This window comes from Myceligenerans salitolerans (assembly GCF_017349295.1).
Lineage (GTDB): Bacteria > Actinomycetota > Actinomycetes > Actinomycetales > Cellulomonadaceae > Myceligenerans > Myceligenerans salitolerans.
This window is the reverse complement of sequence record NZ_JAFMPK010000047.1, coordinates 639,482-651,398: the sequence shown is the minus strand read 5'-3', so window position 1 is coordinate 651,398 and position 11,917 is coordinate 639,482. Positions and strand designations below refer to the sequence as shown.

The window sequence follows — 11,917 nt, the reverse complement described above, 5'->3', positions numbered from 1 at the left end:
CATCGCGCACCCCCGGGGGCGGGCGCCGGCGGTGCGCCCCGGCGTCTCGGGGATTCAGTGCTGGTGGGCGATGCCGAGCTCGTGCAGGCGCTCGTGCTCCTCGCGGGCACGCTGCCGTTCCGCGATGCGGGCCTGCACCTCGGCGCGGCGCAGGGGAGGGACGGACTGGGGCGGCCGCCGCCGGGCGGGCAACTCGTCCAGCAGCCGGTCGACGATCGCGGCGATCTCCTCGGTGGCACGCTCGACCGGTTCTCTCGTGGCGTCGGACACCTTCGTCACCCCGGTCACCTTGCGGACGAACTGCAGCGCCGCAGCGGTGATCTCCTCGTCGGTGGCGGGCGGCTCGAGCCCTCGCAGGGTCGTGATGTTTCGGCACATGCTCCGACGGTACGCCGCCCCGACCACCCCTGAATGCACCCCCCAACAACACCCCACCGCAACACCCCCACCTCGAGCCCCCCTCAACCCCCCACCTCCAGCACCCACCCCAGCCCCGGGGGGCAAGGGGCGAAGCCCCAGGGGGGTTCCGGGGGCGTGCCCCCGGGCCGGGGTGTGGGGGCTGCGCCCCCACCAGAAATGACGAGGCGGAGGTGCCCAACCCCGTTGGGCACACTCCGCCTATCCGTCTCGTGCGCGATACTGGGATCGAACCAGTGACCTCTTCCGTGTCAGGGAAGCGCGCTACCGCTGCGCCAATCGCGCGAGGTGGGTACGGGATTCGAACCCGTGTATACGGCTTTGCAGGCCGCTGCCTCGCCTCTCGGCCAACCCACCGCGAGGGTTCTCACCCACGTCAGAGCGGACGACGAGATTCGAACTCGCGACCCTCACCATGGCAAGGTGATGCTCTACCAACTGAGCTACGTCCGCACGATTCCGGATCGCTCCTCGCGAACCGGCGCTCCAGAAGATTACGGGACGCACCGGCCAAAGGTCCAATCGAACGAGCGCATCGCCGACCGGATCTACATCACAACCCCGCCTGTCAAGAAGCCCACGCGACCACACCGCCGCAACACCCCACCCGCACCTCCACCCCACACCCCAACACCCCAACACCCGCACTCCAACACCCCTCGAAACCCCACCTCGACATTCCCACCTCGACGCCCCACCTCCCGCACCCACCCCAGCCCCGGGGGGCAAGGGGCGAAGCCCCCAGGGGGTTCCGGGGGCGTGCCCCCGGGCCGGGGTGTGGGGGCTGCGCCCCCACCAGAAATGACGAGGCGGAGTGTGCCCAACCCCGTTGGGCACACTCCGCCTATCCGTCTCGTGGGCGATACAGGACTCGAACCTGTGACCTCTTCGGTGTGAACGAAGCGCGCTAACCATCTGCGCCAATCGCCCTGGTCGTGCGGAGCGATCCTAGCATTCGCCCGGCCGTCCGCGACGACCGCAGGCTCAGGGGTCGATCCGCTCGCGCCGTGTCTTCTCGAACAGGTCGCGGGCGGCCATCGACAGCTCTCCGGCCGGCAGGTCCACGCCGTCGAGCCACGTCGTCGGCTGGACGTTCCGGACCGACCCGGTCAGGAGCAGGTGTACGCGCCCGGCGGTGACGTCGTCGAGCACGTCGAAGGTCAGCTCGCCCTCGCGCGCCTCGCGGACGGGCAGCCCCGTCTCGGCGCCCCACTCGAGCAGCAGCTCTCGCGTGATCCCCGCGAGACAGCCCACCGACAGCGGCGGGGTCACCAGTTCGCCGTCGCGCTCCACGAACACGTTGGACCCGGTTCCCTCGCAGAGCTCGCCGCGCGTGTTCGCGAGCACGGCCTCGTCGCCGCCCTTGGCGACGGCGTCCGCCAGGGCGACGACGTTCTCCGCGTACGACGTCGTCTTCAGGCCTGCCACGGCCGACCGCTCGTTCCGGGTCCAGGGGGAGCGCACGACGCGCCCCTCGGCCCGGATGGTCGCGGGGCCTGCGGCGACGACCACGGTCTGGGGTCCGTCGCTCCGCCCGGACGCGAGCGGGCCGACGCCGTCGGTCACGGTGATCCTCAGGCGCCCGGATCCGGGTCCGGCGGCGAGGACGGCGGCGACGCCGTCGCGCACCAGCTGCTCGTCGGGTTCGGCGATGCCGAGCCCGGCGGCGGACCGCGCGAGCCGCCTCAGGTGGCGCGTCAGGGCGAACGCCTGACCGTCGAACACGGCACATGTCTCGAACACCCCGTCGCCCACGGTGATGCCGTGGTCGACCGCGCTGATCACGCCCTCGTCGGGCGTCACGAGGCGCCCGTCCGTCCAGATCACCGTCTGCGTCATGGGCTCATCCTGCCCGCCGGCGCGGCGGACCGCGAAACCGGCTGCTCCACGGCCGGCGCGCCGCCGCGCGGGGTTCCGGGCCCGCCGTCCGACGAGGCGAGCCCGACGAGGCGAGCCGCTTTCAGCTCGGTCTCACGCCACTCCGCGGTCGGGTCGCTGCCCCACGTGATGCCGGCGCCGGTGCCGAAGCGCAGCGTGCCCGCGCCGGGACCGTCGTCGTCCCCGCGCTCCCACCAGAACGTGCGGATGCCGACGGCGAGCGAGGCCGTGCCCGTGTCGCCGTCGACCCAGCCGACCGCCCCGCAGTACGGCCCGCGCGGGACCGGCTCGAGGTCGCCGATGATGCGCAGCGCCGACGACTTCGGGGCGCCCGACACGGAACCCGGCGGGAAGGTCGCCGCCAGCAGGTGCCGCCAGAGCCCGGGTGCGTGGCTGATGTCGTCGGACAGTACGCCGCGCACATGGGAGACCAGGTGCACGAGCCCGGGGTGCTGCTCGACGGTGAGGAGGCCGGTGACCTCCACCGTGCCCGGCCGGCAGACGCGCTGCAGGTCGTTGCGGACGAGATCCGTGATCATGACGTTCTCGGCGCGGTCCTTGTCGGTGAGGCCGTCGGGCGTGCGGGCGGTGCCCTTGATGGGGCCGGAGGTCACGACCGTTCCGTCCGGGCCCGGCTCCAGCGACAGGTACAGCTCCGGGGAGGCGCTGACCACCCACACCGGCTGGACGTCGCGGCCGTCCGGGCCGAGCGTGGCCGCGGGTACGTGGATCGCGGAGGCGTGCGGGGCGGGGTTGCCGGCGGCGAGCCGGGCGGTGAGGGCGCGGGCGTCGGGCTCGGCGGGGTTGCCGTCGGTGCCGGTCCGGGAGGGCAGCGGTGCGGCCAGGATCCGGCAGAGGTTCGCCTGGTACACGTCGCCCTCGCGCACGTGCTCGCGGATCCGGCGCACCGCCGCCTCGTAGGCGGCGCGGTCCATGGAGCTGGTCCAGGCGCGGGCGTCGGGCCCGATCCAGGCGCCGGGCGCCGGGCCGGTGCGAGGCCCGGCGTCCGGGTCGGGCGACGGGCGCGGTCGGGCTCCGCGACCGGCGGCCGACGACGGCTCCGTGCCGGGCCGTCCGCCCAGGTCCGCGGCGCGTGGGGGAGCAGGGGTCACGTCCCGGAACTGCCACGCGCGGGTGCGGCCCTCGAAGTCCGCGACGACGAACCAGGTGCCCCGTGCCAGAGCCTCCGGCTCGTCGTGGAGGTCGACGCAGCGGATCACGTGGGTGGCGACCCGGCCGTCGAAGGCGGCCCAGCCGGTGTTCCCGGTCACGTCGCTGGTGGGCGGGACCGTTGCGGTGGTGCGAGTTCTCGGCGCTCGGTGCGGAGGCAGGGACACACCGTCCACGCTAGCGCCGCTCAATCGATTGGACGGCCACACCGATGTTCGATTAATGTTCAGACCACGCCGGAGCACGGGGAAACCCGACAGGTCCGGCTGTGCGGACGTAGCTCAGTTGGTAGAGCATCACCTTGCCATGGTGAGGGTCGCGAGTTCGAATCTCGTCGTCCGCTCGGAGGCCCGCTCCCGTGCTCGACTCGCAGGAGCATCCTCACGGTGGGTTGGCCGAGAGGCGAGGCAGCGGCCTGCAAAGCCGTATACACGGGTTCGAATCCCGTACCCACCTCGCACGAACTCGAGCGATTGGCGCAGCGGTAGCGCGCTTCCCTGACACGGAAGAGGTCACTGGTTCGATCCCAGTATCGCTCACCACTACCCCATCAGGGGCGATTGGCGCAGATGGTTAGCGCGCTTCGTTCACACCGAAGAGGTCACAGGTTCGAGTCCTGTATCGCCCACGAGACGGATAGGCGGAGTGTGCCCAACGGGGTTGGGCACACTCCGCCTCGTCATTTCTGGTGGGGGCGCAGCCCCCACACCCCGGCCCGGGGGCACGCCCCCGGAACCCCCCTGGGGCTTCGCCCCTTGCCCCCTGGGGGCTTCGCCCCTTGCCCCCTTGGGGCTGGGTTGGGGGCTTTGTTTTCCTGGTGGTTGGCTTGGGGGTTTTTCGGGGGCTTCAGGTCAGGTGCTTCTCGAAGAAGTGGGTGGCGTCCGGGTTGTCGTTGTAGCGGTCGATGCGGTCGTAGCCTGCGCGGCCGTACATGGCGATCGCCGCGGTCAGGTTCTCGTTCGTGTCCAGACGGACGGTGGTGTGGCCGGTGTCGCTCGCCGTCTTCTCCAGGTGTCGCAACAGGCGCGACGCGAGACCGGCGCCCCGCCAGCCGGGGTGTACCCACATGCGTTTGATCTCGGCCACGCCGTCTCCGAGGTCGCGCAGGCCGCCGCACGCGACGGGCGCGCCGTCGTCCACCGCCAGCACGAACCGGCCCGACGGCGGCCGGAACCGCGCGGCGTCGTCGTCCGACGGTTCTCCCGGGTCGAACGGGAAGAACGTCGCCAGCTCGGCGGTGTACCGCTCGACGGCGGCCCTGGCCCCGGACGACAGCGGATCCACCGTCTCGAAAACCACGGCGGCCGAACGCACCAGCAGGTCCGCCTCGGCGAGCGCGCGTGCGAGCCGGTCTCGCTGCCGCTCGGTCAACGGCTCCAGGAGGCGCCGAGCACGCTCGGCGGAGCGGCTCTCGAGCTCGTTCCACCGCGCCGTGCCGAGCGGAGTGAGCTCTACGAGACGGCGCCGCCGGTCGGCCGGGTCGGCGGTGAGGGAGACCAGGCCGTCGTCGGTCAGGCGCTTGAGCTGCCTGCTGACGTAGCCCGAGTCCAGGCCGGTGCGGGCACGCAGCTCGGCGACCGTCCCCGCGTGGCTCCCGATCTCGAAGAGGAGCCGCATCGTGCCGAGCGGCGCCCCCATCCCCAGGAAGGAGTCCTCCAGTGCTCCGATGCGCTGGGTGTAGCTGCGGTTGAAGCGGCGCACGACGGCGGTCTGTGAGTCGATCGGCATGTAGCTGACTTTAGTCAGAGAACTGGTCGCGGTCGAGGCCGGTGGGACGGACGCCACCGCGTCGTCGCGCGCGTGGCGCCCGTCCCGGTCACGAAGGGCGACGTCAGCCCTCCAGCAGTGCCTGACCCAGGTACTCGTCCGGCCCCGCGCCCGGCGGCACGGCGAAGACCGCCGAGCCGATCGGCGTCGTCCACTCGTTGAGCAGGTCCAACTCGTCCAGCCTGCGCTGGACGGGAAGGAACTGCCGGTCGACGTCCGCCTGGTAGGTGACGAACACGAGGCCGGAGTCGCCGGGTCCGTCGTCGTAGCCGTACGGGCGGCGCAGGAACCGTTGCCCCGGATCGTCGGTGCGGGACCGGCGGACGTGCGCCGCGGCGTCGATCACGCCGAAGCCGTTCGGCCCCGTGGCCTCGAGGTCCGGCTCGTCGTGCTCATCGCTGCCGGTCAGGGGAGCCCCGTCCGAGAGCCTTCGGCCGATGGTGTTCTCCCTGCCCGTCCGGTCGACCTCGTCCCAGCCGTCGAGGTCCATGGCGATGCGCCGCACCACGACGGAGGTCCCTCCCGCCAGCCAGCCGGAACCGTCGTCCTCGTGCCAGACCAGATGCGGTTCGGCCGTGGGGTCGATGTTCCCGGTGCCGTCCACCTGGCCCATGGGATTGCGCCAGGTCGTGCCGGGCGGCACGGTACCGGGACTGTGCCGGAATCCGCGCTGGAGCCAGCGCGGGCGGGCGAAGGTCCGTGCCTGCCGCACCAGCACACGCACGGCGTGAGAGACCGTGACGGGGTCGTCGGCACACACCTGCAGCAGCAGGTCGCCGCCGGACCAGTTCTCCTCGAGCCGGTCGACCCCGAACGACGGCAGCGGCCGCAACCACGACGGCGCGCGATGCGCCAGGGCGGCCGCCGTGAACACGGCGGAACCGTAGCCCACGGTCACCGTGAGCCGCGCCGGGACGGCCGCGAGCTCCGGTTCGGTGTCCGTCAACCCCGGCCGCCCGCTCATCAGCCGTTCGGCGTCGTCGGTCCAGATCCGCATGAGGCGTACCAGGGCCTCGCGGTCCGTCCCGCCGGCCAGATCGAGTGCGAGGAACGTCGCGAATCCCTGCGGCGTGGTGTCGACGCCCGGCTGGCGTGGCCCGCGGAACGCGACCGTCGCCCGTCCCGCCTGGTCGGCCGCCGGGGCGCGACCGGGTGTGTGCTCGGGCGTGTGCTCGGGCGCACCCAAGGCGGCGGTCCCGCTCAGCGTGACCGCGGTCCCACCGAGGGCTCCGCCGAGGAACGTCGCCCCGCCGCGCAGGAACCCGCGTCGCGACGGTCCTGGTGTTCCGGCCGGTCCGCCGTCCTTCGCGGCACCGTCGGAGGTGGTGGAAGCGCCCGTCACCTGTCCTCCTCGTGCCCGGAGTGGTTCCCGCCGGAGTGCCCGGAGCGGTTCACGGACCCGTCACCGTCCGGCTCGTAGCTCTCGTTCGCACCGTCGAACGACCGTACGGGGGCCGTGATCTCCAGCGTGGACCCGTCCTCCGCGGTCACGACGACGGTGACGTCCTCGCCCGGCTCGAGCGGGTCCGTGACGCCGAGGAGCATCAGGTGCGGCCCGCCGGGTTCGAGCGTGAAGGGCTCGTCCGCGGGGATCACCAGCCCTTCGCCGGCCTCCCGCATGACGGGCGTCCCGCCGTCGTCGACGAACACGTGCAGCTCCACCGACTCCGCGGCGTCGGACTCGGCCGAGACGAGACGCACCTCGTGTCCCGAGCCGTTCGTGAGGGTGCCGAACACGGCCGTCATGCCCTCGTCGGCCGCCTTGGCCCACGGGTCCTCGACGGTCAGCGCCGCCGCGCCGGTCCTGGCCGCCGCGGAGTCGTGCGGCGCGGCTTCCGACCCGCCGCTGCATGCGGCCGGCAGCAGCGTCAGAGCGGCGACGGTCGCCGCGGCCAGGAGGCGGGTACGGGTGATGGTGGGGTGTTTCATGGTTCTGTCTGCTTCCTGCAGGGCACGCGGACATGCCTGCCGTCGGCGGTGCGCCGACGGCAGGGCGTCGCGTGCGGGTCTACGGATGGAGAGCGGAGGCGCCTGCCTGGGCGGCGCACCGCCCGGCGACGGGTCCGGCGTGGCGCACGGCCGGGCGCACGCAGGCGCACCGCCGCGCGCAGTGGCGCAGGGCGTGGGCCGTGCTCAGGCGAGGGCTGCGCCCGGCACGGGCGGGCCGCGCCGTGGCGTGCTCCGTGCCACGAGCACGGACAGCGGCGTCGGCGCGGCGGCCGGTCGCGGACGAGCCGTGCGCCTCGGCGGCGCGGGCACGCGGGGTGTCGCGACCAGGACGACCAGCACGTGCCCGAACACGTGCAGAGCGACTCGCGCCATGGCCTCGCCCGCCGCCATGAGAACGGCCGTGGCCAGGATCGCGGCGACGTGGAGCGCTGCCATCCGCGGGTTCGTCAGGTGGTCGTGCGCCACCGTGGCCGTGGACCGGGCGACGTCGGCGGTACCGGCCAGACCGGCGTGGTGCCCGGCGTGATGCCCTGCGTGTCCGAGGAGCCGCACGCTGTCCGTGGCGGCCGCCGCACCGGTCGCCGCCGCACCGGCGGACGCCGACCAGGACAGGGCCTGGTGCAGGAAGAGCTGCAGCGCGCCGAGGAAGGGCACGAGAACCCAGACGCGTGGGCGGAGCCCGGCGACGACGCACGAGGCGGAGAGCGTGAGGACCGCGAGCGCCGCCATCGGGCCCGCGCCGGGAAGTTCACCACCGCCGAGGCCGTGCGCGAGCGTGGCGAGGCTCAGCGAGGTGGACGCGAGCAGGAGGGTGCGCACGATGCGCATCACCTGCCCGAGCTCGCCCATGGCACAAGACCTTACGCGGTGGGTCGGACGCTTCGATCACCGTCGTCCACAGGGAGGGTCGGCGTGCTGTGCTACGGACCGCGGAGGGCGTCCTCGTGATGTCGGCCACCCCGTCTACCCTCGACGTCGTGACCTCCTACACCCCTGTGCACCTGGACTGGCCCGGCCTGCTCAACGCTCGTGACCTGGGCGGGATGCCGCTCGCCGGTGGCGCACGGGTCCGCGAGCGAGCCCTGATCCGGTCGGAGGCGCTGAGCTGGCTCCAGCCGGACGGCGTCCGTGCGGCCCGCGCCTACGGGACCGTCCGGGTCATCGACCTGCGGCGCCCGGCGGAGACGGTCGAGTACGCGCATCCGTTCGCTCCGGCGGAGAGCGGGGAGGCGCGGGAGCCCGGTCCGGAGTACGTGAACCTTCCTGTGCAGGAGCCGGACGACCCGGAGGAGGGGCCGTGGGCGCATCTGTACGCGGGGATGTTGCGGCGCCGGCCGGGGCTGTTCGCGCGGGCGCTGGGTGCGGTCGCGGACGCGCCGGAGGGGCCGGTGCTCGTCCACTGCGCCGCGGGCAAGGACCGCACGGGGCTGGTCGTGGCGTTCGCGCTGTCCCTGGCGGGCGCCGACGACGAGTCGATCGCCGACGACTACGAGTTGACGAACTCCCGGCTCGCTCCTCGCTGGGAGCGGCACGTGGCGGCACTGGAGCGGGCGCGGATCGCGCACGAGGAGCGGAGGGCGGCCCTGGCGGCGGAGGGTGAGGCGGCGGATGGTGCGGGCGACCAGCTTCCGGGCTGGCTGCACGCGACCCGGCGCTCGGCGGGGACGCGCGAGGTGATCCTCGAGACGCTGGCGAGCCTGCGTGCCGAGTACGGTTCCGTCGCGGGATACCTGGCGCACGGTGGGATGACGGACGGTCAGCGGGAGCTCCTGGTGAAGCGGATTCGCGCGGAGGCCTGATCGTCACAGGGTTTCGACGAGGGGCGTCAGGGGGCGCCTCGGTGCGGTGGCGGAGTGTCTCCCCGCGGTCTACCTTCGGGACCGGCGCCGGGACGGTCCGGCGCTCACAGGGGGCGTGGACACGCTTCTGTGCCATCGGCACCAGGAGACAGACATGGGACTCTTCGACCAGGCCAAGGACATGGTCACCAACCCGGAGAACGTCGAGAAGGCGAAGGAGCTGCTGACGGACGAGAACGTCGACGCGGCCGCCGACAAGCTCAAGGACGTCGCACCGGACCAGGCGGACGGCGCCATCGACGGTCTCGCCGACAAGGCCAAGGAGTTCGGCGGGAACTGACTCGGCGAGCGGCCGGGCGGCCGCGCGGACGGCCGGCAGCACTCGCGATGACCGCGTCCTCGAGCGGGCTCTCGCTCGAGGATGCGGTTTTCGTCCGTCTTGGGTAACTTCTCGGCGGCGACGGATGTGCCGTCGCGGCAGGAAACTCACGCAGAAGACGTGCCTGCGAACCGCAGGAGGAACTGGATATGGGACTTTTCGAGGCGGCCAAGAACTTCGTCACGGATCCGGAGAACATCGCACGTGCGAAGGAACTGCTGACCGACGAGAACGTCGACGCGGCTGCCGGCAAGCTCAAGGAGCTGGCGCCGGAGCAGGTGCGCGGTGCCGTCGACGGTCTCGCGGAGAAGGCCAAGGAGTGGGGCGGTCCTGAGGACGAGGCGCCGGCGGCGGCCGCCGGGAGCGGGGGCAAGTAGCCGGGCCGACGTGCCCGGCCGCGCTCCGGTATCGAGTTCGTCCTGGGCACTCGGATCGGTACGATCGAGGGGCGTCGTCCACGTGGGGCGATGCCCCTCGCACGTGCGAGGGCCAGCAGCCCGTTGAAGGAGACCGTCCGTGTCCGACGTCGCATCGCCGCCCACCCATCAGGACCTCACCCCCGGTGACGTCACCGCGACGGAGGCGACGACGACGACCACTGTGCCGACCACCGGCGCCGACCTGTACGGCGACCGCAAGGACGTCGTCGTCGTCCGGGTCGACGGCACCCTGTGGGACCTCGACCGTGAGATCCCGGGCGGCGCGGTCGTGGAGCCGGTCACGGTCCACGAGCCCGACGGGCTCGACGTGCTGCGGCACTCGGCGGCGCACGTGCTCGCCCAGGCCGTGCAGCAGATCAACCCGGACGCGAAGCTCGGCATCGGCCCGCCCGTCAAGGACGGCTTCTACTACGACTTCGACGTCGCCGAGCCGTTCACGCCGGACGACCTCAAGGCGCTCGACAAGGCCATGGCCCGCATCATCAAGGAAGGTCAGGTCTTCCGCCGGCGCGTCGTCACCGAGGCGGAGGCCCGCGCGGAACTCGCCGACGAGCCGTACAAGCTCGAGCTCATCGGGATCAAGGGATCGGGCGACGACGCGGAGGACGCCGCCGAGGGCGCGAGCGTCGAGGTGGGCGGCGGCGAGCTGACCATCTACGAGAACGTGCGCGGGGCGGGTCGCGAGAGCGAGACGGTGGTCTGGAAGGACCTGTGCCGGGGACCGCACCTGCCGAACACGAAGATCCTCGGCAACGGCGTGAAGCTGATGCGCTCGGCCGCGGCCTACTGGCGCGGCAGCGAGAAGAACCCGATGCTGCAGCGCGTCTACGGCACGGCCTGGCCCGGCAAGGAGGAGCTCAAGGCGTACCAGGAGCGCCTCGCCGAGGCCGAACGCCGTGACCACCGCCGGCTGGGCACCGAGATGGACCTCTTCAGCTTCCCGGAGGAGATCGGCTCGGGCCTGCCGGTGTTCCACCCCAAGGGCGGTGTGATCAAGCGGGTGATGGAGGACTACGTCCGCCAGCGGCACATCGAGGAGGGTTTCGAGTACGTCGGCACCCCCCACATCACCAAGGACGGCCTGTTCCACACCTCGGGGCACCTGCCGTACTACGCGGACACGATGTTCCCGCCGATGGACGTCGAAGGGTCCGAGTACCGCCTCAAGGCGATGAACTGCCCGATGCACAACCTGATCTTCCGGTCCAGGGGCCGCTCCTACCGCGAGCTGCCGCTGCGCCTGTTCGAGTTCGGGTCGGTCTACCGGTACGAGAAGTCGGGCGTGGTGCAGGGCCTGACCCGGGTGCGTGGGCTGACGCAGGACGACTCGCACTCGTACGTCACTCCCGACCAGGCGCCCGCCGAGGTCAAGCACCTGCTGAACTTCATGCTCAGCCTGCTCAAGGACTTCGGCCTGAACGACTTCTACCTGGAGATCTCGACGCGGGACGAGTCGAAGCCGGGGAAGTTCGTCGGCTCGGACGAGGACTGGGCCGCGGCCACCAAGGTGCTGGAGGACGTCGCCGCGGAGACCGGCCTCGACCTGGTTCCGGACCCGGGCGGTGCCGCGTTCTACGGCCCCAAGATCTCGGTGCAGGCGAAGGACGCGATCGGGCGCACCTGGCAGCTCGGCACGGTGCAGTACGACTTCAACCAGCCCGAGGGCTTCGGCCTCGAGTACACCGCGCCGGACGGAACCAAGCAGCGCCCGGTGATGATCCACTCGGCGAAGTTCGGCTCCATCGAGCGGTTCATGGGGGTGCTGATCGAGCACTACGCCGGCCAGTTCCCGGTCTGGCTCGCGCCGGTGCAGGTGCTCGCCGTACCGGTCGCCGAGGCGTTCGACGACTACCTCAAGGACGTCGTCGCGCAGCTCAAGGCGCGGGGCATCCGGGCCGAGGTCGACCTGTCCGACGACCGGTTCGCCAAGAAGATCCGCAACGCGTCCAAGCAGAAGGTGCCCTTCACCCTCATCGCGGGCGGTGAGGACGTCGAGGCGGGCGCGGTGTCGTTCCGGTTCCGGGACGGCACCCAGGAGAACGGGGTACCTGTCGCCGACGCGATCGAGAAGATCGTGGCGGCGGTCCGGGACCGGGTGCAGGTCTGACACGGCCGGA

Annotated in this window: 11 protein-coding genes and 8 tRNA genes; 8 read left to right on the top strand and 11 right to left on the bottom strand. The window is 72.0% G+C overall.

Annotated features, from left to right (window positions below; genetic code table 11):
- Positions 1–54: 54 nt before the first annotated feature.
- The 7 genes from J0911_RS16465 to J0911_RS16435 form a co-directional block, all read right to left on the bottom strand.
- Positions 55–378, bottom strand: a complete 324-nt coding sequence (locus tag J0911_RS16465; RefSeq protein WP_207276539.1) for a DUF2277 domain-containing protein — start codon at positions 376–378, stop codon at positions 55–57.
- Between the two features lie 252 nt (positions 379–630).
- Positions 631–702 (bottom strand) — tRNA-Val (locus J0911_RS16460).
- A gap of 1 nt (position 703) precedes the next feature.
- Positions 704–774: transfer RNA gene (locus J0911_RS16455), tRNA-Cys, on the bottom strand.
- A gap of 23 nt (positions 775–797) precedes the next feature.
- A tRNA-Gly gene (locus J0911_RS16450) sits at positions 798–870 on the bottom strand.
- Positions 871–1,273: 403 nt separating this feature from the next.
- Positions 1,274–1,347, bottom strand: a tRNA-Val gene (locus tag J0911_RS16445).
- Positions 1,348–1,401: 54 nt separating this feature from the next.
- Complete coding sequence (locus J0911_RS16440; protein ID WP_207276538.1) at positions 1,402–2,256, bottom strand: aminotransferase class IV; 855 nt, start codon at positions 2,254–2,256, stop codon at positions 1,402–1,404.
- Positions 2,253–3,566, bottom strand: coding sequence for a chorismate-binding protein (locus J0911_RS16435; protein ID WP_207276537.1), 1,314 nt, complete (start codon positions 3,564–3,566; stop codon positions 2,253–2,255). The genes J0911_RS16440 and J0911_RS16435 overlap by 4 nt, the downstream gene beginning before the upstream one ends.
- Before the next feature lie 169 nt (positions 3,567–3,735).
- On the opposite strand from J0911_RS16435, the gene J0911_RS16430 reads away from it, so the two are divergent.
- From J0911_RS16430 to J0911_RS16415, 4 genes are all read left to right on the top strand, one after another.
- A tRNA-Gly gene (locus tag J0911_RS16430) sits at positions 3,736–3,808 on the top strand.
- Positions 3,809–3,850: 42 nt separating this feature from the next.
- A tRNA-Cys gene (locus J0911_RS16425) sits at positions 3,851–3,921 on the top strand.
- Between the two features lie 11 nt (positions 3,922–3,932).
- Positions 3,933–4,007: transfer RNA gene (locus J0911_RS16420), tRNA-Val, on the top strand.
- A 12-nt stretch (positions 4,008–4,019) separates the two neighbouring features.
- Positions 4,020–4,093, top strand: a tRNA-Val gene (locus J0911_RS16415).
- A gap of 218 nt (positions 4,094–4,311) precedes the next feature.
- On the opposite strand, the gene J0911_RS16410 is transcribed toward J0911_RS16415, so the two are convergent.
- From J0911_RS16410 to J0911_RS16395, 4 genes are all read right to left on the bottom strand, one after another.
- Complete coding sequence (locus J0911_RS16410) at positions 4,312–5,193, bottom strand: bifunctional helix-turn-helix transcriptional regulator/GNAT family N-acetyltransferase (RefSeq protein ID WP_207276536.1); 882 nt, start codon at positions 5,191–5,193, stop codon at positions 4,312–4,314.
- 103 nt (positions 5,194–5,296) lie between these two features.
- Positions 5,297–6,574, bottom strand: a complete 1,278-nt coding sequence (locus tag J0911_RS16405) for a Dyp-type peroxidase (protein WP_307865126.1) — start codon at positions 6,572–6,574, stop codon at positions 5,297–5,299.
- Positions 6,571–7,161, bottom strand: a complete 591-nt coding sequence (locus tag J0911_RS16400) for a copper chaperone PCu(A)C (RefSeq protein ID WP_207276535.1) — start codon at positions 7,159–7,161, stop codon at positions 6,571–6,573. The genes J0911_RS16405 and J0911_RS16400 overlap by 4 nt, the downstream gene beginning before the upstream one ends.
- Before the next feature lie 204 nt (positions 7,162–7,365).
- The gene (locus tag J0911_RS16395; protein ID WP_207276534.1) at positions 7,366–8,031 is read right to left on the bottom strand and encodes a hypothetical protein; all 666 of its coding nucleotides are present in this window, start codon (positions 8,029–8,031) and stop codon (positions 7,366–7,368) included.
- A 128-nt stretch (positions 8,032–8,159) separates the two neighbouring features.
- Between J0911_RS16395 and J0911_RS16390 the strand changes: the two genes are divergently transcribed.
- From J0911_RS16390 to thrS, 4 genes are all read left to right on the top strand, one after another.
- On the top strand, positions 8,160–8,981 hold the full coding sequence (locus J0911_RS16390) for a tyrosine-protein phosphatase (protein ID WP_207276533.1): 822 nt from the start codon (positions 8,160–8,162) through the stop codon (positions 8,979–8,981).
- Positions 8,982–9,135: 154 nt separating this feature from the next.
- Positions 9,136–9,321, top strand: a complete 186-nt coding sequence (locus tag J0911_RS16385) for a hypothetical protein (protein ID WP_207276532.1) — start codon at positions 9,136–9,138, stop codon at positions 9,319–9,321.
- A 188-nt stretch (positions 9,322–9,509) separates the two neighbouring features.
- Positions 9,510–9,737, top strand: a complete 228-nt coding sequence (locus J0911_RS16380; RefSeq protein ID WP_207276531.1) for a hypothetical protein — start codon at positions 9,510–9,512, stop codon at positions 9,735–9,737.
- 139 nt (positions 9,738–9,876) lie between these two features.
- Positions 9,877–11,907 carry a threonine--tRNA ligase gene (thrS, locus tag J0911_RS16375; protein WP_207276530.1) on the top strand — a complete coding sequence of 677 codons (2,031 nt, stop codon included), beginning with the start codon at positions 9,877–9,879 and terminating at the stop codon, positions 11,905–11,907.
- Positions 11,908–11,917: the final 10 nt, after the last annotated feature.